Source organism: Gracilibacillus marinus, from assembly GCF_042651725.1.
In the GTDB taxonomy this organism is placed as follows: Bacteria; Bacillota; Bacilli; order Bacillales; family Amphibacillaceae; genus Gracilibacillus; species Gracilibacillus marinus.
Genome location: NZ_JBHSDV010000004.1, coordinates 156,175 through 178,437 on the forward strand (window position 1 = coordinate 156,175; position 22,263 = coordinate 178,437).

19 protein-coding genes are annotated in these 22,263 nt (G+C 33.2%); 16 read left to right on the forward strand and 3 right to left on the reverse strand.

Annotated features, from left to right (window positions below; genetic code table 11):
- The first annotated feature begins 150 nt into the window (after window positions 1–150).
- Genes dhaK through dhaM form a run of 3 tightly spaced genes read left to right on the forward strand, consistent with a single transcriptional unit; the run spans window position 151 to window position 2,167 of the window.
- Window positions 151–1,143 (forward strand): dihydroxyacetone kinase subunit DhaK, encoded by a 993-nt coding sequence (gene dhaK / locus ACFOZ1_RS13185; RefSeq protein ID WP_390200003.1) that lies wholly within the window; start codon window positions 151–153, stop codon window positions 1,141–1,143.
- Window positions 1,144–1,154: 11 nt separating this feature from the next.
- Complete coding sequence (gene dhaL, locus ACFOZ1_RS13190) at window positions 1,155–1,775, forward strand: dihydroxyacetone kinase subunit DhaL (RefSeq protein WP_390200005.1); 621 nt, start codon at window positions 1,155–1,157, stop codon at window positions 1,773–1,775.
- Between the two features lie 2 nt (window positions 1,776–1,777).
- Window positions 1,778–2,167: a dihydroxyacetone kinase phosphoryl donor subunit DhaM gene (gene dhaM / locus ACFOZ1_RS13195; RefSeq protein WP_390200006.1), complete on the forward strand. Its 390-nt coding sequence runs from the start codon at window positions 1,778–1,780 to the stop codon at window positions 2,165–2,167.
- A gap of 84 nt (window positions 2,168–2,251) precedes the next feature.
- Here the strand turns inward: dhaM and ACFOZ1_RS13200 are convergent, their stop codons facing one another.
- Window positions 2,252–3,430, reverse strand: a complete 1,179-nt coding sequence (locus ACFOZ1_RS13200; RefSeq protein WP_390200008.1) for a Gfo/Idh/MocA family protein — start codon at window positions 3,428–3,430, stop codon at window positions 2,252–2,254.
- Window positions 3,431–3,544: 114 nt separating this feature from the next.
- Window positions 3,545–4,471 (reverse strand): aldo/keto reductase, encoded by a 927-nt coding sequence (locus ACFOZ1_RS13205; protein WP_390200010.1) that lies wholly within the window; start codon window positions 4,469–4,471, stop codon window positions 3,545–3,547.
- A 264-nt stretch (window positions 4,472–4,735) separates the two neighbouring features.
- On the opposite strand from ACFOZ1_RS13205, the gene ACFOZ1_RS13210 reads away from it, so the two are divergent.
- From ACFOZ1_RS13210 to ACFOZ1_RS13240, 7 genes are all read left to right on the forward strand, one after another.
- Window positions 4,736–5,248, forward strand: coding sequence for a DoxX family protein (locus tag ACFOZ1_RS13210; RefSeq protein ID WP_390200012.1), 513 nt, complete (start codon window positions 4,736–4,738; stop codon window positions 5,246–5,248).
- 21 nt (window positions 5,249–5,269) lie between these two features.
- Window positions 5,270–5,782 (forward strand): DoxX family protein, encoded by a 513-nt coding sequence (locus ACFOZ1_RS13215; protein WP_390200014.1) that lies wholly within the window; start codon window positions 5,270–5,272, stop codon window positions 5,780–5,782.
- Window positions 5,783–6,275: 493 nt separating this feature from the next.
- Window positions 6,276–6,767: a hypothetical protein gene (locus tag ACFOZ1_RS13220; RefSeq protein ID WP_390200016.1), complete on the forward strand. Its 492-nt coding sequence runs from the start codon at window positions 6,276–6,278 to the stop codon at window positions 6,765–6,767.
- Window positions 6,768–6,849: 82 nt separating this feature from the next.
- Window positions 6,850–7,527 (forward strand): GntR family transcriptional regulator, encoded by a 678-nt coding sequence (locus ACFOZ1_RS13225; protein ID WP_390200018.1) that lies wholly within the window; start codon window positions 6,850–6,852, stop codon window positions 7,525–7,527.
- A gap of 18 nt (window positions 7,528–7,545) precedes the next feature.
- A complete protein-coding gene (locus ACFOZ1_RS13230) occupies window positions 7,546–9,582 on the forward strand; it encodes an alpha-glucuronidase family glycosyl hydrolase (protein WP_390200020.1) in 2,037 nt (678 codons plus the stop codon).
- A 24-nt stretch (window positions 9,583–9,606) separates the two neighbouring features.
- Window positions 9,607–10,698 (forward strand): mannonate dehydratase, encoded by a 1,092-nt coding sequence (gene uxuA, locus ACFOZ1_RS13235; RefSeq protein WP_390200022.1) that lies wholly within the window; start codon window positions 9,607–9,609, stop codon window positions 10,696–10,698.
- Window positions 10,682–11,527, forward strand: a complete 846-nt coding sequence (locus ACFOZ1_RS13240) for an SDR family oxidoreductase (protein WP_390200023.1) — start codon at window positions 10,682–10,684, stop codon at window positions 11,525–11,527. Before uxuA ends, ACFOZ1_RS13240 begins: the two co-directional genes overlap by 17 nt.
- Before the next feature lie 122 nt (window positions 11,528–11,649).
- Here ACFOZ1_RS13240 and ACFOZ1_RS13245 read toward each other — a convergent pair whose 3' ends face one another.
- Window positions 11,650–12,831, reverse strand: coding sequence for an ROK family transcriptional regulator (locus tag ACFOZ1_RS13245; protein ID WP_390200025.1), 1,182 nt, complete (start codon window positions 12,829–12,831; stop codon window positions 11,650–11,652).
- 162 nt (window positions 12,832–12,993) lie between these two features.
- On the opposite strand from ACFOZ1_RS13245, the gene xylA reads away from it, so the two are divergent.
- The 6 genes from xylA to ACFOZ1_RS13275 all read left to right on the forward strand — a co-directional run bounded on the left by xylA (window position 12,994) and on the right by ACFOZ1_RS13275 (window position 22,173).
- Window positions 12,994–14,322: a xylose isomerase gene (gene xylA / locus ACFOZ1_RS13250; protein WP_390200026.1), complete on the forward strand. Its 1,329-nt coding sequence runs from the start codon at window positions 12,994–12,996 to the stop codon at window positions 14,320–14,322.
- A 68-nt stretch (window positions 14,323–14,390) separates the two neighbouring features.
- Window positions 14,391–15,890, forward strand: a complete 1,500-nt coding sequence (gene xylB / locus ACFOZ1_RS13255) for a xylulokinase (protein WP_390200028.1) — start codon at window positions 14,391–14,393, stop codon at window positions 15,888–15,890.
- 299 nt (window positions 15,891–16,189) lie between these two features.
- Window positions 16,190–16,861: a YesL family protein gene (locus ACFOZ1_RS13260; protein ID WP_390200030.1), complete on the forward strand. Its 672-nt coding sequence runs from the start codon at window positions 16,190–16,192 to the stop codon at window positions 16,859–16,861.
- Window positions 16,854–18,401, forward strand: a complete 1,548-nt coding sequence (locus ACFOZ1_RS13265) for a response regulator transcription factor (RefSeq protein WP_390200031.1) — start codon at window positions 16,854–16,856, stop codon at window positions 18,399–18,401. The genes ACFOZ1_RS13260 and ACFOZ1_RS13265 overlap by 8 nt, the downstream gene beginning before the upstream one ends.
- A 6-nt stretch (window positions 18,402–18,407) precedes the next feature.
- Window positions 18,408–20,159 carry a sensor histidine kinase gene (locus ACFOZ1_RS13270; RefSeq protein WP_390200033.1) on the forward strand — a complete coding sequence of 584 codons (1,752 nt, stop codon included), beginning with the start codon at window positions 18,408–18,410 and terminating at the stop codon, window positions 20,157–20,159.
- 307 nt (window positions 20,160–20,466) lie between these two features.
- Window positions 20,467–22,173 carry an ABC transporter substrate-binding protein gene (locus ACFOZ1_RS13275; RefSeq protein WP_390200035.1) on the forward strand — a complete coding sequence of 569 codons (1,707 nt, stop codon included), beginning with the start codon at window positions 20,467–20,469 and terminating at the stop codon, window positions 22,171–22,173.
- The last annotated feature ends 90 nt before the right edge of the window (window positions 22,174–22,263 follow it).

Genomic DNA, 22,263 nt, shown 5'->3' on the forward strand with positions numbered 1-22,263 from the left:
GCTTTGCGATTTCTTTATATTGATTCCATAGCCATCAAGCTAAACGTATGAGTAAAACTATTGATAATCGTCCACATCTAGCTTTTCTTCTGGTAAATTATACATGTATCGTTTACTATAAAATATATAAGAATAGGTGAGGTGATCTCATTGAAAAAGATAATAAATGATGTAGATGCAATTGTAGATGAAATGATTGAGGGGATTGTGAAGTCACATCCAACTATTTTGAAAAGGCTACCAAACACAACTGTTATTACAAGAGTGGATGCCCCTGTTCAAGGAAAAGTTGGATTAGTTAGTGGTGGTGGAAGTGGACATGAACCTGCACATGCTGGATATGTCGGAAAAGGCATGTTAGATGCAGCTGTCATTGGAGAAGTATTTACATCTCCAACACCTGATCAAATATTAGAAGCAATTAAAGCAGCAAATGGTGGAGCAGGTGTACTTTTAATTATTAAAAACTACACTGGTGATGTGCTAAATTTTGAGATGGCAAAAGAATTAGCAGAATTAGAAGGAATAGAAGTGGCAGAAGTAATTGTAAATGATGATGTAGCAGTAGAAGATAGTACATTTACAACTGGTCGTCGAGGTATTGCCGGTACAGTGTTTGTGCATAAAATTGCCGGAGCTTTAGCTGAAAATGGTGTCAGTCTTACAGAAATAAAAGAAACATGTGACAACGTTATTGCAAATATTCGTTCAATGGGTGTTGCATTGTCATCATGCACTGTTCCTGCAGCTAAAAAGCCTAGTTTTCAATTAGAAGAAAGTGAAATAGAGATAGGGATAGGGATACATGGGGAACCAGGGATTGAACGTGTGGCTATTCAACAAGCAGATGATATTGTGACAACATTAATATCGAAAATCCAAGAAGACTTAGATTTTACGAATAGTGAGATTGCTGTCATGATCAACGGCCTTGGTGCCACACCTGAAATGGAATTGTATATAGTCAGCAAAAAAGTACATGAATGGGCAAAATCTCACAATATCCATATTATTCAAAGTTGGGTTGGAGAATATATGACATCACTAGAAATGGCAGGATTCTCAATTACATTTTTCAAATTAAATAATGAGTGGAAAGATTTGTTGAAACAAGATGTAGCTACACTAAAATTTCATGTATAAAGGAGATAGAAATGATTATTTTGACTGTGGAACAAGCGGTAGAATGGATGAAAGTAACGCAGCAAAAAGTTTCAGCTAATAAAGATTTACTAACAGAATTAGATCAAGCAATTGGTGATGGGGATCATGGAATCAATTTGGATAGAGGGTTTCGTGAAGTTGTTGCAAAAATTGATGATGTGACTTACGATTCTGTTGCAGATGTACTCAAAAGTGTTGCGATGACACTAATGGCAAAAGTCGGAGGCGCATCTGGCCCATTATATGGTACAGCATTTCTGAAAATGGCAACAACTATGCAAGGAAAAGAAGTGGATGAAGTTGTATTTAAAGAAGCAGTAAATAAAGCAGTAGAAGGCATTAAGCAAAGAGGAAAAGCCGCATTTGGAGAAAAAACACTAGTAGATGTATGGGAACAAGTCGCAAACTTTCTTAAAGAAGAACCTGTTGAAGATTGGGGTGCATTACCAGAAGTGTGTCAAGCTACAATGGAAGATACTAGAGAAATGATGGCAACTAAGGGAAGAGCATCTTATTTAAAAGAAAGATCTAAAGGGCATGTAGATCCAGGTTCTATGTCATCCTATTATATTTTTGAGGCATTGGCTGAAGTAAGAAAAAGTGAGGGATAATTATGTCAAATAAAGTCGCAATCATTATCGTATCACATAGTGTTGAAATTGGTATAGGTGTAAAAAGGCTAATCAGTCAAGTGATTTCAGATGTACCTGTATTGTTAGCGTGTGGTACAGATGACAATGACGTAGGTACATCTATCGAAAAGATTAATCAACAATTAGCCAACGTATCAAAGGATAGCGGTGGTATTTTGTTTTATGATTTAGGTAGTGCAAAAATGAATGCGGAGATGGCTATCGAACTTACTGGTATGGATAATATTATGGTAGCGGATAGTATTCCATTAGTGGAAGGTAGTTATATTGCAGCAGTTGAGTCAAATATGGGAGGCACGAAAGAAGATATTCTCCATAGTTTACAAAAGTTAAAAATGGAAGGTATGTAAGAATAGAGCATCACTTAATATATCCTGAGCAAAATGAAATCATCATTCAATTTTGCTCAGGATAAGTTGTTTAACTGACAAAAATTATAGTTGAATCATTTTTCCTTGTTCACTCCATGCAGTGCCAATATCGTTAGGTAAGCAAAATTGTGTATAACATTGTTGAAATACTTCTTGTAGTCCTTGTACAATTGTTAATTTACGTGATGAATCTATTGCAAGCCAATGTTTTGGAAACTGTGGTATTTGTTCGACAGATTGATGCATTGCTTGAATTGCAACAACTTGTGAACTAGCAGCTTCTGGTCCACATACTACATCGGTATAGTTCTGTTGAATAGCTTCAATCATATGATAGAACTTGGCTAAGTGTTCTTTCTCTGGATCCTCATATTCTACAATACTACCATCAACAAAAGTTGCTGTAATGTTTCCACCATTCTTATTAGGATGATAATCAATTGTTGCATTCTCAAATTCTAACTTATATTTTGGACCATGATCTTTCTCTACAGCGTGTGATGCGAGAAATAGTATTTCTACATTAGTCGATGTAAGTATATGTACTGCACATGTGTCGAATGTTTCGATAGGATTTGCTTTGTATAATTCCGCGCATACTTGGTGGATGGATGCACTTGTACTTATTGTTTCACCAGCCAAATAAAATAGATGATGTAAGAAATGTGATGCAGCATTATTTGCTACACTATCTAATACTAATTCTCCATTCATATGATATTTTTTACCTGCCCAATCAGATCGATGAAAGTAATCTGCATTTCTCGGCCATAGCACAAGACTTCGCATTCTAAGTAGACGACCAAATTTATTTGATAGGATATCTTGCTTTAATTGTTGGACAGACTCTGCAAATGACCAATTATATCCGATTGCTAATAATCTGTTTGTGCTATTGCGTATTAATATCATTTTGTCTAAATCTATTGGTGAAGAAGCAGCAGGTTTTTCGCATAATACATGACTTCCATTTTCCATTGCTATACATGCTTGTTGTGCATGTATATGAATTGGAGTAGAAATAATGGCTAAATCAGCCTTGTCTTTATTATAAAATTCTTCTAAATTAGTATAAATGGGAATGTGATTCGCAATTATTTGAGAATAGAAAATAGATTTAGTCGGTGAAATATCTACTACACCTTTAAGGTATGCGCTTTCATTATTGCTTAATATTTCACGCAAATACACACTGCCATATCCAGAAATGCCTACTAACACAACTGAAACTTTATCAGACATACTTTTCCCCTCACTTTATTAAATATATGATGATAGTTTTAAAAAAGCTTCCATTTGATGATAAAACAAGTGGAAGCTTTCTTAGTAATTAAGCGTATCACATTCATATTACAATTATTTATGAACATGTAATCGATGTGTATCTGAAACGATTTCTAACTCACAAGCTTTTGCATTTCGTATCACTTGTTCTTTTGATTTACAGCCTGGTATTACTGTCGTTACAGCATCATGTTTCAAACACCATGCAAGTGCCCATGATGCCATATCTGTATCATTTGGTACCTCGTGATAAGCAATTTCTTCTACCAATGCTAATAAACGATTGGTTTCCTCTTTGTCATGTCTGGATCTTACATCATTTTGGTCAAAAATTACCCCTGGTTTGTATTTACCAGTCAAATACCCACTTGCTAATGGAACTCGAGCGAGCACTCCTAAGTTCTGGTTTATTACACTAGGGAAAATATCCTTCTCGGGATTACGATCAAGTCTATTATACACAACTTGGATTGCTTCTACTCCGATTTGTGAAGCTTTATTTGTTTGGTACGGATCGTCATTTCCTGCTAATGAAACAGCTAGATGACGAATTTTTCCCGCTTGTTTTTGTTTATCAAGCATTGTCCAAAGTTCATCATTATCAAACTCTTCATTTGTACATGAATGTGCTTGATAAATATCAATATATTCTGTTTTTAAAGCTTTCAATGATCGATCTAATTGTTTTAATACATCTTGTGCATCCCAATGTCTAGATCTGTCAAAATTATCATGAAAGTGATGTCCAAATTTCGTTGCAACGATCCAATCTTCTCTTCTATCGTGATGTAAGTATTCCCCAATCAATTTTTCTGATAAATGGTCACCATAGCATTCCGCAGTGTCAATTAAATTAATACCTTCTTCTTTTGCTTGGTGCAATATAGTGTCAACTTCTAGTTGTGTAAATTCTTTACCCCATTCACCACCATATTGCCATGTGCCAATCCCTACAACAGATACATCTAAATTTGTACTTCCAAGTTTTCGATACTTCATGAATTACACCTCATTTTCTTTAGTATATATTATAAGAAAGACTTCATCTAATTACTCATTGTTTTGTTACTTAGTAGACCTTCCCCTCTAGAATAAACGATATGATCTGTGATGTCACAAATTAGACAAAAAAGTTTGAATAAAATGTGAAATACTGAACAAACTATACAATTAAGTATTTTAACATGATATTATGTAAATGTGAAAGAGATACAAAAACACAAACTCATATGTGAAATATTGAACAAGAAGGAGATGGGAAAAATGTTAGTAGAATTTTTTAGAAATAATAAGGTTGTAGCTGGTGTTCTTGCAATTATACGTGTTTACTTAGGTTATCAATGGCTAACAGCTGGATGGGGTAAGATTACAGGTGGATTTGACGCTAGTGGATATTTACATGGAGCGGTCGCAAATGCGACAGGTGATCATCCGGCAGTTCAAGGATGGTGGGCAACATTCTTAGAAAATGTAGCTATACCTGGAGCAGATATCTTCTCAATTTTAGTGATGTGGGGAGAGTTCCTAGTAGGTATCGCATTGATACTTGGGTTATTTACAAATTTTGCAGCATTAATGGGTATTACAATGAATTTCGCGTTTGTCTTTAGTGGAACAGTAAGTACAAATGGTCAAATGATTTTACTTACAGCATTTTTACTTGTAGCTGGTTATAATGCAGGAAGATTTGGTCTTGATCGATATGTTTTACCGTATATCAAACAAATGTTCAATGAAAAAGTACAAAATGAGAATAAAATGGCACAAGCACATTAATTAAAAAAGGGGAGATTTCAAATGTTTATTCAATTATTACGTGAAAATAAAGGTGTTGCAATATTTTTAGCAGTCATACGAGTATATTTAGGTTATCAATGGATGACAGCAGGTTGGGGCAAAATTACAGGTGGATTTGATGCAGGTGGATTTATTCAAGGGGCAATTGGTAAAGCGACAGGCGATCATCCAGCAGTACAAGGATGGTGGGCAACATTCTTAGAAGCTGTTGCGTTACCTGGAGCAGATTTATTTACCTACTTAGTAATGTGGGGCGAGTTGTTAGTTGGAATTGCGTTAATCTTAGGTGTATTCACTAATTTTGCTGCATTGATGGGAATAATTATGAACTTTGCCTTTCTATTTAGTGGTACTGTCAGCACAAATGGTCAAATGATTCTATTAACATTATTTATCTTAGTTGCAGGTTACAATGCAGGAAGATTTGGTTTAGATCGATATGTCATTCCATTCATGAGAAAAAAAATATACAAAGAAAAAGAATTTACGCCAACACCATTGCATGCTAATTAATCAAATCAAACGAAAGAATTCTTTAATCTGATAAAATCCAAATGATTCGAAAGCTATTTACCGAATCGTTTGGATTTTTTGTGTATTAAAAGATAATTTCAATTGATAATTTTGAAATTCTATATTTGCTTTGTAACTGCTTCGGCTTGTCTACGTTTTTTTCGTGGGCGTTTTCGCAATGTATAAAAAAAGGCATCCTTATCTTCATAAGGATGCAAAGGGGGACAATCTATTTTGAATCAAAATACTGTACATGTATCCACTCAACTCAACTGAAGAATGAACAGTATATGTACACAACAACTATTATTGTAACCGTTTACAGTATATAAAATTTAGAAAGTGTTTTCAATAGGTAATTAGACTCATTTTTTGTAGTGTATAAAATAACAATTATATATTAAAACATAAACGTATTTTTCTAATCTATTGCAATAATTGCTTTAAGAGTGAATATCTTTAATATAAAAGACAACTTATGGAGTGAAAACAAATGAGAAAAAACAAAATGAGAAGACAATACAGAAGTCGTTCAAATGTTACTAAAATTATCTATGTCTTATTATCGTTTATTCTATTAGTTGTATTATATAAATGCACAACATATCTCTTTCATCCAGAACGAAAAGTGGAAGATGTGATTAATCAATTTTACACACTTGAGCAAACACAGGATTTTTCTAGTTCATGGGAGTTATTTCATTCTAGTATGAAAGAGAAATTTGATAAGTCTACATATATTCAAGACAGATCACATGTTTTTTTTAATCATTTTGGTGTGGATACATTTTCTTTTACTTACACGAAATTAAATGAATTAGCATCATGGAAAATGGATGATTCTAGAGAAACTTTAACAGGTGTCTATGAGTATTTAGTTATAACAACATACAAAAGTAAATACGGGAATATAGAAATGAGACAAAACGTGTATCTAACATTAGAAAATGAAAAATGGGTTATTCTGTGGGATTACAACTTCTGATTAAGCAAGTATATGATTGATTTATGTAGTATAAACTTGTATACTTGTATCTACCATACTAGTATATAATGGAGTGTTGATCATGATTACTCAAAATAATCGCACTAAAGAATCCTCAAGAGAGAAAGTGTACAAGATTATCAAAAATAATATTATGAATGGAGATATTCCTCCTGGTACGAAATTATCGGAAAAAGAAATGTCTGAACAGTTAGATGTTAGTCGTACACCTGTTAGAGAAGCATTTTTACAATTGAACCAAGAAGGTCTATTAGGAGTTTTTCCGCAAGTAGGAACGATTGTTACTAAGATTGATTTGAAGGTTGTGGAGGAAGGAAGATTTGTAAGAGAGAATATCGAAAGAGCAATTGTTCGTGAGGCTGCAATGAAGTTAGATGCAGAGTCATTGTTACAGCTTGAGACAAATGTAACATTGCAAGAATTTTCTTTAGGAAAAGGGTCGTTTCAAAAATTGTATGAGTTGGATGATGAATTTCATCGGATTATGTATCATGGATGTGATAAGTATCGTACATGGGAATTGGTAAAGCAAATGAATGTGCAGTTTGATCGATTAAGAATCTTCAGACTTGCAGTGAACCATCAATGGGACATTATTGTCGCTCAACATAAAGAAATATTTCATGCAATTACAAATAATGATCCAGATTTAGCTGAAAAATTAATCGAGGAACATCTACGATTAGTGAATATTGAGAAAAAAGCATTACTAAATGATAATCCATCATATTTCGCATAACAGAAAGGTAGGAGTTTTATGAATACACAATCAAATATGTATAAAATGTGGTTACAATATCGTGAAATGCCTAACAAAATAAACAAAGAAACGTACGGAGAAATTGCGGTTATAGGTAATTCTCCGATTCAAGAATCAATAAAAGAAGAATTGACTAGAGCATTTGAACAAATGTATCAATGGACACCAGTATTTACCGAAAATCTTAATGCACAAATTGTAATCGCTATCAATGATAAATTGAATGACCTATTGTCGAAAAATCACAAAGATCAAGTAGAACATTTATTAGACGAAGGATATATAATTGCTTCTGAAAATAATCAAGTAATCATTACGGGAAAATCATCTGTGGCATTATTATATGGCGTATTTCATTTTTTGAAAGATTTACAAATAGGGAAGGATATACATACACTAAATATTACGAATCAACCAAAAAATAGCCTTCGAATGATCAATCAGTGGGATAACCTTGATGGAACAATAGAGCGAGGATATTCAGGTAATTCTATATTTTACGAAAATGGAAAAATTGTTAAAGATAAGTCGCGAATAAAAGACTATGCAAGATATCTAGCATCTGTTGGTATCAATGCTATTGCAATTAATAATGTGAATGTATGGGAAGAAGAAACATTTTTTATTACAAAGAAATATTTACCTGAAATAAAAGAAATTGCACAAATTTTTACTTCATATGGGTTGAAAACATATATAAGTATAAATTTTGCTAGTCCAATAGCAATTGGCGGATTACATACAGCAGACCCAATGGATGAACAAGTAAAAGAATGGTGGAAAAAATGTGTTAAAGAAATTTATGATTATATACCTAATTTTGGTGGCTTTTTGGTGAAAGCGGATTCGGAACATAGACCGGGACCATTTACATATAATCGTGATCATAAAGATGGTGCAAATATGTTGGCTGAAGCGTTAGCGCCATTTGGTGGAAAAGTTATTTGGAGATGCTTTGTATATAATTGTGTGCAAGATTGGCGTGATCGTTCTACAGATAGAGCGCGAGCAGCATATGATCACTTTAAACCATTGGACGGGCTATTTCATGAAAATGTTATATTACAAATTAAAAATGGACCTATGGATTTTCAAGTAAGAGAACCAGTCTCACCATTACTTGGTGCAATGCATCAAACAAATCAGATGGTTGAGTTTCAAATTGCACAAGAATATACCGGTCAACAAATAGACTTGTGTTACCTTATTCCACAGTGGAAAGACGTATTGTCTTTTGATACTTACGTGAAAGGAGAAGGGAGCACAATTGAAAAAATTGTAGCAGGTCAAATTCACCCATATCGATATAGCGGTATTGCTGCTGTTTCGAATATTGGGAATGATGAGAATTGGACAGGAAATACTTTAGCGCAAGCGAATTTATATGGATATGGAAGATTAATATGGGATCCTTCATTAGAAGCAGAAGAGATTGCATGTGAGTGGATTGCTTTAACATTCGATAGCAGTAAAGAAATAAAGAATACGGTTAGTTCTATGTTGATGGATTCATTGTCAATTTATGAGAATTATACTGCACCACTTGGCGTTGGGTGGATGGTTACTCCACATTATCATTATGGTCCGAATATTGATGGATATGAATATTCACGGTGGGGAACGTATCATTTTGCTGACCGTAATGGAATAGGTGTAGATCGCACGCAAGCAACTGGTACAAGCTATACATCACAATACAATGAACCAAATGCTTCTATATATGAACAATTAGATACATGTCCTGACGAGCTGATTTTATTTTTCCATCATGTTCCATACGACTATGTTCTTCATAGTGGAAAAACAATTATTCAACATATTTATGACACGCACTTTTTAGGATATAAACAAGTAGAACAACTTATAAAAAAATGGGCTATGTTGGAGAATGTTATCGATGTAGATACATTTAGGAATGTGGAAGAAAGATTACAATTACAGCGAGCGAATGCAAAAGAGTGGCGTGATCAAATAAATACCTATTTCTACAGAAAATCAGGTATTCCTGATCAACAAAAGAGAACCATTTATTGATGGAATAGTAGGAGGAATGCCAATATGAAAATGGTATTTAGATGGTTTGGAGAAGGAAATGATAGTGTATCATTACAACATATCAAACAAATACCTGCTGTAGAGGGAATTGTATGGGCACTTCATGATATAAAAGTAGGAGAAGTATGGCCATTAGAAAGAATACAAATGATGAAAGAACAAGCGGATACGTATCACTTACATTTAGATGTAGTAGAAAGTGTCAATATTCATGAATCGATTAAATTAGGATTAGATACTCGAGACATGTATATTGATAACTATATAGAAACATTAAAAAATCTAGCTAAAATAGGTGTCAAAGTAGTCTGCTATAATTTCATGCCAGTATTTGATTGGGTAAGAACAGAATTATTTCGTTCTCATCCAGATCAATCTACAGCGATGTTTTATGAAAAAGCAAAAGTCGATCAAATGAATCCAATTGAATTAGTCAATAGAATTGCTAGTAATAAGACGTTCACGATGCCAGGATGGGAATTAGATCGTTTAGAAACATTGAAGGAATTATTCCTAGCATACAAATATGTCTCAGAAAATGATCTGCGGGATAATCTACATTATTTCTTAGAAAGGGTCATTCCCGTTTGTGAAAGTTTAGATATCAAGTTAGCCATTCATCCAGATGATCCGCCATGGTCTATTTTTGGGTTACCTCGCATTGTTACAACAGGAGAGAATTTAGAGAAGATTACTAAGTTAGTAGATAGTCCTTATAATGGGATTACTTTTTGTAGTGGCGCGTTAGGTGTCAACCCAAAGAATGATTTAATAGATATTATTCATAAGTGTAAAGAACGTATTCATTTTGCACATATACGAAATGTTTTGTTGTTTGAAAATGGTGATTTTATTGAAACTTCTCATCTCACTAGGGATGGGTCCTTACCTATTGATGAAGTAATGAAGGCTCTAAGTGATTGTAATTTTACTGGATATATGAGACCAGACCATGGCAGACATATCTGGGGCGAGGAGTGTCGGCCTGGCTATGGATTATATGATAGAGCACTTGGGATTATGTATTTACATGGACTTTGGGATGGGTATCAATTAAAGAAAAAGGAGGAAGCATCCTATGTTACCAATTCATAAAAATTTAGAAAATAAAGTATGTGTTGTAACAGGTGGAGGTGGAGTGTTATGTGGCAGAATGGCTGAAGAACTAGCACGTCAAGGAATGAAAGTGGCCATTCTTAATCGAACATATGAAAAAGCTGTCGCCATTGTAAAAAAAATTGAAGAAAATGGCGGTCAAGCAATCGCTATAGAATGTAATGTTCTAGACCACGATGCAGTTATAAAAGCAGAAGAAGTCGTATATCAACGGTTTGGATGTTGTGATGTGTTGATTAACGGAGCGGGTGGTAACCATCCTGAAGGAACGACAACAAATGAACAATTTAATCAAGAAGATATGAATAATCCGAGTTTAAGATCCTTTTTTGACATGACGACAGAAGGATTTGGATCTGTATTTAATTTGAATTTTCTAGGTACATTCATTCCAACACAAGTATTTGGCAAACGAATGGTGAATAGAAGAACAAACGTTATTAATATTTCATCTATGAGTGCATATAGTCCAATGACAAAAGTACCTGCCTATAGTGCTGCAAAAGCGGCAGTGAACAATTTTACACAATGGTTAGCAGTGCATATGGCTGAAGCAAATGTTCGTGTAAATGCAATAGCTCCGGGATTTTTCATAACAGAACAAAATCAATCTTTATTACTACAACAAGATGGAAATCCTACTCCAAGAATGCAAAAAATTCTCGACCATACTCCAATGCGACGTTTAGGAAAACCAGATGATTTGTTAGGTACTTTATTGTGGTTAGTAGATGAAGAAGCGAGTGGCTTTGTCACAGGTACATGCATCCATGTAGATGGTGGATTTATGGCATATAGTGGGGTGTGAAGTTTCGATAAGGCATGTGATTTGATAGTTTAAAAAAATAGTGATAAGTGAGCTTCTAATAATATTATATACCGAACCTTTACATAAACATGTGAAGATTCGGTTTTTTATTAAAATTATTACTATTCCGTTGTTGCTATAATAGATTCGCGATTTGTTAAATAGAAATTCTCAATAGTAAAAGCTGCAATACCTAATACGGTAGAATGGTGTTTTAATTTAGCTACATGTATGTGTACATCGTCTTTATTAAAACCAATTGCATTTTGCTCAATACGTTTTTTAATTGCAGGGATGATATATGCATCTGCAATTTGCATTGAATTGCCTATGATGACTTGTTCAGGGTTAAAAATATGAATGATATTCGTAATACCTACACCTAAATAATCCCCAATTTTTTCGAACAATCTGATTGCTTTTTCGTTGCCGTTTTCACATGCTTCTATAAGTGATGTAATTGTAGGGTGTGTAAAACCTAATTCTTTTGCTTGTTCAAGTAATGCTTTTTCAGAGGCATATAGCTCCCAACATCCTTTATTTCCACAGCGGCATACTCTTCCATCTTTTTCAATAGTCATATGTCCAATTTCACCTGAAAAGCCTCTTAAACCTTTATATAAGTTTCCGTCCAATATTAATCCAACACCGATCCCAATACTTACACTTGCGTAAATAAGTTCATTGGAAAGTTGTCCAACGCCGTACATTTTCTCACCATATGCTCCAGCATTTGCTTCATTCTCAATAATGATTGGTAACTTATATCTATCCACGAGCATTTGCTTTAAAGGAACTTTTTTCCAACCTAGATTAGGTGCTAATAGTATTTCACCTTCTGTTGTAATGACACCAGGTACACCAACACCAATTCCTACAATGCCATACTCGGACGTGGGTGCATGTGTTATCATATAATCTATTAGGTTATATAAGTGTGTTTGTACTACATCCAAATTGTCATTTTCGAATTGTTGGACTTTTTCTATTATAATGGTTCCTCGTAAATCTGTCAGTACTGCTAGAATCTGTGTTACACCTAAATCGATAGAAATTGTGTAGCCAGCTTTTTCATTTAATAGAAGCATTACAGGTCTTCTTCCACCGCTAGATTCACCCGTACCTGATTCGTTAATTAATTTCTCATCCAGCAATTCACTTACTAAAGAAGAGACAGTTCCTTTATTTAATCCAGTGATTTGGGCAATTGTAGCTCTAGAAATGGGAGCTCTCTTAATAATAGTATCTAAAACAAGCGCTTTATTTTCCTTTTTCACGACATGTTGATTCCATGTTTGACTCACATTTTTCACTCGCTCTCTTAAGTATTCAATGATTAAGCCAATTTTACCATACTGAAAAAAAATATTCTATCATCTTTGTTTATTCACTAGACAAACTTAGTTTGGGTTGCTATAATAACTTTGGATTAACCAATACAATATAATTTTTGGAGGTATGTAAAAATGACATGGTTTGAAAACGTTAACAAGATTAAGTATGAAGGTCCTCAATCTAAAAATAATCTAGCATTTAAATTTTATAATCCTGAAGAAGTGATTAACGGTAAGACAATGGAAGAGTATTTGCGCTATGGGGTGGCATATTGGCACACATTTACAGCAGATTTATCAGATCCATTTGGTTCAGGTACAGCTATTCGTGGATGGGACAAATTCGATGGTATGGACCGTGCGAAAGCAAGAGTAGAAGCTGCATTTGAGTTTTTTGAAAAAATCGGAGCTAAATACTTCTGTTTTCATGATGTAGATATTGCTCCAGAAGGTGAGACTTTAAGTGAAAGTAATAAAAATCAAGATGTCATTGTTGCAATGATTAAAGAATACATGAAAGATAGTGATGTAAAATTATTATGGAATACTGCAAATAATTTCACGAATCCTCGATTTGTTCATGGTGCAGCATCTTCAAGTAATGCAGATGTATTCGCATATTCTGCTGCGAAAGTAAAGAAACAATTAGAAATCGGGAAAGAATTAGGTGGAGAAAACTACGTATTCTGGGGTGGTCGTGAAGGCTACGAGACACTCCTAAATACGGATTTAGGTTTAGAACAAGATAATTTAGCACGCTTCTTCCAAATGGCTGTGGATTATGCGAAAGAGATTGGCTTTGATGCACAATTCTTAATAGAACCAAAACCAAAAGAGCCATCTACACATCAATATGATTTTGATTCACAATCTACACATGCTTTCTTATTAAAATATGGCTTAGTTGATCATTTTAAATTAAATATTGAAGCGAATCATGCAACACTTGCAGGACATACATTTGAACATGAATTACGCTACGCACGTGTCAATGGATTATTAGGTTCTGTTGATGCAAATCAAGGTGATCCATTATTAGGCTGGGATACAGATGAATTCCCTGCAGATATCTATTCTACTACATTAGCAATGTATGAAATTATTAAAAATGGTGGATTAGGTTCAGGCGGGTTGAACTTTGATGCTAAAGTTCGACGTGGTTCTTTTGACCCTGAAGATTTATTCCATGCACATATTGCAGGTATGGACCATTTCGCAATTGGATATAAAGTAGCTAGTAAACTTGTAGAAGATAATGTTTTTGAAAATATCATTGATGAGCGTTATGCAAGTTACAAAGAAGGTATTGGAAAAGATATCGTTGAAGGAAAAGCAGACTTCAAATCATTAGAAGAATATGCATTAGGCTTAAAAGAAATTAAAAATAAATCTGGTCGTTTAGAAGTGATTAAGGCGACTATTAATCAATATTTATTAACTGCATATGCTGGTGAACTATAAGAAAATGATTAGAAGACTTAGTGAATACTAGGTCTTCTCTCTATATAATTATATCAAGAGGTGAGTCGATGAGCTTTGTTATTGGAGTTGATTTAGGTACAAGTGCAGTAAAGCTATTGTTAGTTAATAAAAAAGGAGAAGTAGTCCATGAAGTATCAAGAGAGTATCCACTTATTCAAGAAAAAACAGGATACTCTGAACAAAATCCAGAAGACTGGGTAACGCAAACCATTGACGGAATTAAAGAATTAACGACAACGTTTCCTGGAGATACATCAGAAATCGAAGGACTTAGTTTCTCAGGGCAGATGCATGGACTTGTGTTATTGGACGACCAAAATAAAGTATTAAGAAACGCAATTTTATGGAATGATACGCGTACAACCGCACAGTGTAAGGAAATCTATCAAAGTGTCGGAAAAGAACGCTTTATTTCGATTACAAAAAATCTAGCATTAGAAGGTTTTACTTTACCAAAGTTGTTATGGGTAAAAGAGCATGAACCAGATATTTATGCAAAAGTTAAGACATTTGTATTACCAAAGGATTATGTGAGATATAGACTAACAGGTCAAATTCATATGGATTATTCAGATGCTGCAGGTACTAGTTTATTAGATGTAGCTGCAAAAGAATGGTCTAAAGAAATTTGTGAACAATTGGAAATTTCTATTTCTATTTGTCCACAGCTAATTGAATCACATCAAAATGTAGGTAAAATTTCTTTAGAAATAGCAAATCAAACCGGCTTATCTGTTGATACAGAAGTATTTGCTGGAGGTGCGGACAATGCATGTGGAGCAATTGGTTCAGGTATTTTATCTGAAGGTAAAACATTTGCAAGTATTGGGACATCTGGTGTAGTGCTTTCTTATGAACCTACAGGTACGAAAGATTATGAAGGTAAAGTTCATTATTTTAATCATGGCGAAGAAGATAGCTATTATGCAATGGGCGTTACTCTCGCTGCAGGACATAGTTTAAATTGGTTTAAGAAAACATTTGCAAATGAATTATCTTTTGAACAATTACTTGACGGTGTCGGGGAAGTGCCGGTAGGATCTAACGGTTTATTGTTCACTCCATACATTGTTGGAGAAAGAACACCACACGCTGATTCACAAATTAGAGGTAGCTTTGTTGGAATGGATAGTTCTCATACATTGAAGGAATTTGCGCGTGCTGTATTAGAAGGAATCACATTTTCATTAAATGAATCTATTGCAATTTTTAGAGAAAATGGAAAACAAATAGATACAGTATATTCGATTGGTGGTGGCGCTAAAAATCATGATTGGTTGCAAATGCAAGCAGATATTTTTAATGCGAAAATCGTAAAACTAAAAAGTGAACAAGGGCCAGGGATGGGTGCTGCAATGTTAGCAGCATATGGATCTGGATGGTTTCATTCATTAAAAGAATGTGCAGAAGTTTTTCTGGAAGATGCAGAAACTTTTGAACCAATTGAGGAAAATGTGAAAGCATATGAACAATTATTTATACTTTATAAGAAAGTGTATGGTGATACAAAAGCATTAAATGATGCATTAATGGCATTTAGGAAATAATGGTTTCTTATTAGTATGATAATAAAAATCCGAATGAATCTGGAATTATTAATATTCGAGAAAATCATTCGGGTTTTTTATACATAGCTTAAATAATAATGCGCTTTCAAAATAGTTATAAGTATAATATAATAAGTATGTATAACCAATAAACAAAGTACTTATAATTTTTAAAACGCTTACAAAAGTAAAATGTGTAAATGTAGGTATACTTACTGTGTTGAAATAGTATTAATTGCATAAAATTCTATTTTTTATACTTAGTAGAACAATTATCGATAAATAGGAGGGAATGGAAAATGAAAAGTTCAAATTCTAATCGATTCTATAAATTTTTAGAATGGATGATGTGGATGATGTATCTGAATCTCCTGTGGATTGCGGGGACATTAATGGGATTAGCGATTGTAGGAATATTCCCAGCTACATTAGCAATAGTTGTTACTGTACGAGAATGGCACATGAAAGATGATCAAATAAAAATGACACAAACCTTTTTCCGAGCTTGGAGAAAACATTTTTTTGCAGCAAATGGGATTGGAATCCTTTATTTGTTGATTGGTTATATTCTATATGTAGATTTCTATTGGATTGTAGATTTACAAAGTGATTTTAGAAATGTATTCGTTGTGTTCTTTTTTGTTTTTACTATTATGTTTCTCATTTCCGCATTATACGTCTTTCCAGCCTATGCACATTTTGATACAAAAATATTGAAAACATTAAAAAATGCAACGATTGTAGGTGTTTTTAGTCCATTTATTACTATATTAATGGGAGTATTGTTACTATTTCTATACTATCTATACAGCTTGATTCCAGGTTTAATACCTGTGATTAGTGTGAGTGTTGTATTGTTCACAGTAACCAAACTTGCTTTATTTGCATTTAGTCATTTTGACAATAAGCAACAATATCTACGGGATAAAAATGAGCAAACACTGAAGAAAGGAGAACATACGCATGCTTAAAGTATTTTTAGTTGATGATGATATATTTGTTCGAAAAGGCATTCAAACTTTAATCAATTGGAAGGAATATGGGTTTGAAGTATGTGGTGAAGCGGATAATGGAGAAGATGCACTAGAGCAAATTCATCAATTAAAACCAGATTTAGTACTTACGGATATTAGGATGCCAGTTTTAGATGGATTAGAACTTATTGAACGTGTAATTTCAGAAATGAATCAAGCACCTTCTTTCATTGTTATAAGTGGATACAATGATTTCAAGTATGCACAAAAAGCATTACGTTTTGGTGTAGAAGATTTTTTGTTAAAACCAGTGGATCAAGACGAAATACATGCGACATTAGAACGTGTATCTGAAACGATTGTACAAAGAAATGAAAAAAATGTATCCAAAAATGAACTATCCACAGAAACAATCATTAAATCATTACTAGCTGACGATATAGAAATGTCAAAAATAAAGAATATGGAACATCCTATTTTGCATGCGAATAAGTATACTTTTGTGAAGATTGAAGCAAACGGCATGTATTTAGATTATCCGACAATGGAACAGGTTATGGATGAGATTTTGACACAAGGAGAAAGAGACTACATTACATTTTATGAAAATGGAATCGGATGTTATTGTGTTGTTATTACAGATCTTTTTTTATCGAAGAATGAATATACACTCGAGAGATATTTTATGGAAGTAGATAAAGAGTTTAATAAACAACTAGATTCTCCTATATGTATATATATAGGTAAAACTGTAAGTACATTACTAGAATTAAAACATTCTTATTCCACTGCAAAAGACCTCATCCAATATAAATATATTAGTAATGAAGGTAGTGTCATTGATTACAATATAACGAATAAACAAGCATATTATATTGATATTGAAAAAATGGAATATGATCAGATGATGGAGTATGTAGAAGAAAACAATAAAAAAGCAATAAAGAAACAAGTGCATAGCATGCTTCAAAGTGCAGTAAATAAAAATTTAGCAAAAGATGCCATTCGTACAATTGTAAACAGATTAAACCATGAAGTATTAAAACAAATTAAAGATGCAAATAAATATGATCCGACAATGGATCATTTTAAGCAAATGATAGAATGGGATCAATATCCGTTAACATTAGACCAAATAGTAGAGTTATGGAGTTCCTTTTTATTAGAATGTGCCTCTTTACTTAAAGAATGGAATCATACACAAATGAAGGGCACCATTCATCAAATAAAAAAATTCATCCACTCCAATTATAATCAACCAATTACGATGAAATCCATCGCAAATGAATTCTATATGAATCCAGTTTATATGGGACAGCTATTTAAAAAGACATACGGTGTATATTTTAAAGATTACATTTTAAATGTAAGGATAACAGAGGCAAAGAAATTGTTGCGAACAACGGATTTCAGAGTATATGAAGTTGCACAAAAAGTTGGATTTAATAATCCAGATTATTTTGTGACACAATTTGAAAAAACAGTAGGTACAACGCCATCACAATATCGAAAGCAATTATTAAATCAAATTGGATAAAAACAAATGAAAAAAATACATTTTAATGATATTCAAATACGAAATAAATTACTATTAATCTATATGTTTTCTGTATTTTTACCGATTATTTTAACAAATATCATCTTTTATATAGATACAACAAATAATGTGCGTGAACAAAAAATGAAAGATTATGAATTAGCATTAGAGCAAATGGCGACAGGATTCAGGCAAGGTGTGGAAGATGCTGCTGGGATTGCATCTGTATTATATTCGGATGCTTATATCTATCAATTATTAAACAAATACTATGATAAGACTGTTGATTTTATTTTGGCATATAACAATAACTTTAGAGATATTAATAAGTACACACCGATTTATTCGTCTGTAGATTCCATTCAATTGTATACCGATAATCCGACTGTTATTACGGCAGGTGGCATTCACTATATTGATAAAGACATAAAGAATAGTTACTGGTATAGTATGTCTTCCACTTACCGTAAGAATTTCCCTGTATTAACAAGAAACAAATCTGATGAGGGATTGCTAGATGAGTTTGTTATTGTAAGAGAACTAGATAGCAGTGATTCAGTTACATTTGAAAAAATAATGATGATTCATTTGAATAATCGATTTGTCAGACAAGCATTTGAAAACGTTACATTTGAAGGAGATGTGTACTTAATTGATAATTTAGGGGTGATTCAATACACTACAAATCCAATATTAAATGTAGCAAATGAATTAACCAAATTTGAAGATGTAAAAATAGATGGAGACAGTCAAGTGTTAGAGGAGGAATATCAATTACAATATTTGGATGATTGGAAATTGATTGGTGTGATTCCAAAAGAAAATTTAGTAACAGAAGTACGCAATTCATTTCATTCAATGATTTATTTAGCATTATGGAATTTTGTTATCCCAACATTATTTATTTTGTATATAGCTGGGAATATTCATTTACGTTTAAATACGATAGTTAAGCAAATGAGAAAAGTAAAAAATCAACATTTTGAAGTAATCGAAGGTAAGTCATATAAAGATGAAATTGGTGTACTTACATCTGAGTTCAATCGTATGACAAGGAAGATCAAAGATTTGATAAATGATGTGTACATTGTTCGTATTCAAAAACAAGAGTTAGAGTTAGAAAAGAAAGATGCACAATTAAAAGCATTACAAAGCCAAATTAACCCACATTTCTTATTTAATGTATTAGAAACAATTCGAATGCGAAGTGTTCTAAAAGATGAGATAGAAACAGCAGAAATTATTAAATATTTAGCACAACTTTTACGCACGTCGATATCATGGGAAGAAGATTGGGTCACGATAAAAAAAGAATTACAACTTAGTGCTGCATTTCTTGAAATTCAACAATATCGATTTGGTGATAAGATGGAATATGATATTCAGATAGACAAAACAATCGAAAATAAGTATATACCTAAAATGGTCATTATTCCATTTGTCGAAAATGCAAGTATTCATGGAATTGAGCCATTAAAAGGTAAGGGGAAAATCACTATTAGCATTTCTAGTACTGAAGAAAAAATAACATGTATTATTTCAGACAATGGAATGGGTATGGAAGAAGAGAAGTATCAAAAAATTTCTCGATCATTAGAGGAAGAAGAAGTAATTGGAAAGAACATTGGTATTCGAAATGTTGCTCAACGATTACGAATGTATTATGGAGATCAATACGAGTTAACTATAGTATCTAAGAAAGAATATGGTACAACTATTACACTAGTTTTACCGAATGAAAGGCGAGCAGAGATGTAATGTATCGAAGCATTACATCTCTTTTTCATGCATCTCTGATTATCAGCTAAAATGTATGAAAGAAAAACGTTTCTTTAAAAAATAAAGGATTCCATTAAAAAGTATAGATATTTTTTTGATAATTTAAATTTATTTAAAATTATCATATTTAATTTGTAATCGTTTACATTAAAGTTTGAAAAACGAGTTAACTTTTACAAGTATCACCTAAACTTTAATGGGTAACATTTTTTAAAAAATCGGGTTAGAATGAAAGTGCTTACAGATTACTGTAACATTTTGATAAAAAGAAAGGGGAGTTAGTTCAATGAAAAAGAAGTCTTTTTGGTTAGTTAGTTTTTTAGTAGCTATGCTATTTGTCATTACAGCATGTAGTGATGATAGTGACAAAACTTCATCAAATGATGGTGGAGAAGACACTGGTGGTGAAGGAGAATCAAGTGAAGAAGTAGTAACATATCAATTCTTTGATGCATCAGGACCAGGTGAAGATGTTAATTCAGCTGATACAAAATTAGGAAAAATGTTTGAAGATGAAACAGGGGTTAATTTTAACATTGAACATATTGTAGGAGATGTAAATCAAAAAATCGGTACAATGATTGCAAGTGGAGAATATCCAGAATTACTGAATGCAGAACAATCGACAGATGCTGTGATTGATGCAGGAGGATTCGTACCATTAAATGATTTAATGGAAGAACATGCTCCAAATTTAATGGAAATGTATGGGCCTTATATTGAATATATGAAACGACAAGATGGAAATATTTATGTGATTCCATCAGGCGCAGATCACGGATATGTAAAACCAGCAAATGTGGAACAAGGTGCATGGTGGATTAAGCGAGATGTACTTAAAGAATTAGGGTATCCACAACCGAAAACATTAGATGAGTATTTTGCAATTATTGAAGAATATGTTGCAGCGAATCCACAAATAGATGGTGCAGATACAATTGGTTTTACAGCATTAACTTATGATTGGAGATTCTTTGCATTATCTAATCAACCCAATCATTTAGCAGGTTATCCAAATGATGGTGGTATCCAGATTGATATGGAAACTTATGAAGCAGACGCATATCCAGATAATGAAGAAACTCAACGTTGGTTAAAGAAATTAAATGATGTTAATGATAAAGGTTTATTTGACCGCGAAGCATTTACACAAAACTACGATGAATATTTAGCAAAAATTACATCAGGACGTGTAGTAGGATTCTTTGACTACCGCTGGCAAGTAGGGCAAGCGTTCAATACGTTAGATTTAGATGATGATCCATACAATGATTATATGGGCTTCCCAGTTGTATTTGATGAAGGAATTACAGATCAATATTTAGATCCAGCAGCATTTGTTGCATCACCAGGTATTGGTATTACAACAGGTACTTCTGAAGAAGATCAAATTCGTATTATTAAATTCTTAGATCATCTTGCGAAAGAAGAAACGCAAAAATTAGTTACGTGGGGTATTGAAGGCGAAACATACGAAATTGGTGATGATGGCCGTTATTACCGTACAGAAGAACAAATTGAATCAACGAAAGATGAAGATTTTAGAAAAGAATTTGGTTTCACTTATTTTGAGTGGGGCTGGCCACGTATGAATGGACTATATGAAGATGGAAATGCAGTAGAACCACCGAAACAACCTGAAGTGGCATCATTAATGTATGATGATGGGGATAAAGAGTTCCTAGAAGCATATGATGCGGAAACATTTACAGAATTGTTCTCTGAACCAGAATTACGTCCATGGTACCCTGCATGGGATACACCAATTGAGACAGGATCACCTGCTCAATTATACGAGCAACAACTAGATGATCTGATGAAACGTAAATATCCAGAAATCATTTACGCAAGTCCAGATGAATTTGAAGCACAATGGAATGATTATAAGGCAAGTTTTGAAAAGTTACCTTACAAAGAGTATGAAGATATTATTACTGAATCAGTAAAACGAAAAGTAGAGATTTATGAAAAAGCACAAGAAGCTGTAGAGTAATAGTTGAATAAGGGAAAGTGGAAGTGTTGTATGAGGCAACCTTCCCTTTCCTATATGTAATAAACCATTGTTTTACTTTCGGACCATTTA

Excerpts from the sequence above, each read along its gene's own strand:
- dhaL (WP_390200005.1), top strand. The coding sequence starts at position 1,155 with ATGATTATTTTGACTGTGGAACAAGCGGTAGAATGGATGAAAGTAACG.
- dhaM (WP_390200006.1), top strand. The coding sequence starts at position 1,778 with ATGTCAAATAAAGTCGCAATCATTATCGTATCACATAGTGTTGAAATT.
- ACFOZ1_RS13200 (WP_390200008.1), bottom strand. The coding sequence starts at position 3,430 with ATGTCTGATAAAGTTTCAGTTGTGTTAGTAGGCATTTCTGGATATGGC.
- ACFOZ1_RS13205 (WP_390200010.1), bottom strand. The coding sequence starts at position 4,471 with ATGAAGTATCGAAAACTTGGAAGTACAAATTTAGATGTATCTGTTGTA.
- ACFOZ1_RS13210 (WP_390200012.1), top strand. The coding sequence starts at position 4,736 with ATGTTAGTAGAATTTTTTAGAAATAATAAGGTTGTAGCTGGTGTTCTT.
- ACFOZ1_RS13215 (WP_390200014.1), top strand. The coding sequence starts at position 5,270 with ATGTTTATTCAATTATTACGTGAAAATAAAGGTGTTGCAATATTTTTA.
- ACFOZ1_RS13220 (WP_390200016.1), top strand. The coding sequence starts at position 6,276 with ATGAGAAAAAACAAAATGAGAAGACAATACAGAAGTCGTTCAAATGTT.
- ACFOZ1_RS13225 (WP_390200018.1), top strand. The coding sequence starts at position 6,850 with ATGATTACTCAAAATAATCGCACTAAAGAATCCTCAAGAGAGAAAGTG.
- ACFOZ1_RS13230 (WP_390200020.1), top strand. The coding sequence starts at position 7,546 with ATGAATACACAATCAAATATGTATAAAATGTGGTTACAATATCGTGAA.
- uxuA (WP_390200022.1), top strand. The coding sequence starts at position 9,607 with ATGAAAATGGTATTTAGATGGTTTGGAGAAGGAAATGATAGTGTATCA.
- ACFOZ1_RS13240 (WP_390200023.1), top strand. The coding sequence starts at position 10,682 with ATGTTACCAATTCATAAAAATTTAGAAAATAAAGTATGTGTTGTAACA.
- xylA (WP_390200026.1), top strand. The coding sequence starts at position 12,994 with ATGACATGGTTTGAAAACGTTAACAAGATTAAGTATGAAGGTCCTCAA.
- xylB (WP_390200028.1), top strand. The coding sequence starts at position 14,391 with ATGAGCTTTGTTATTGGAGTTGATTTAGGTACAAGTGCAGTAAAGCTA.
- ACFOZ1_RS13260 (WP_390200030.1), top strand. The coding sequence starts at position 16,190 with ATGAAAAGTTCAAATTCTAATCGATTCTATAAATTTTTAGAATGGATG.
- ACFOZ1_RS13265 (WP_390200031.1), top strand. The coding sequence starts at position 16,854 with ATGCTTAAAGTATTTTTAGTTGATGATGATATATTTGTTCGAAAAGGC.
- ACFOZ1_RS13270 (WP_390200033.1), top strand. The coding sequence starts at position 18,408 with ATGAAAAAAATACATTTTAATGATATTCAAATACGAAATAAATTACTA.
- ACFOZ1_RS13275 (WP_390200035.1), top strand. The coding sequence starts at position 20,467 with ATGAAAAAGAAGTCTTTTTGGTTAGTTAGTTTTTTAGTAGCTATGCTA.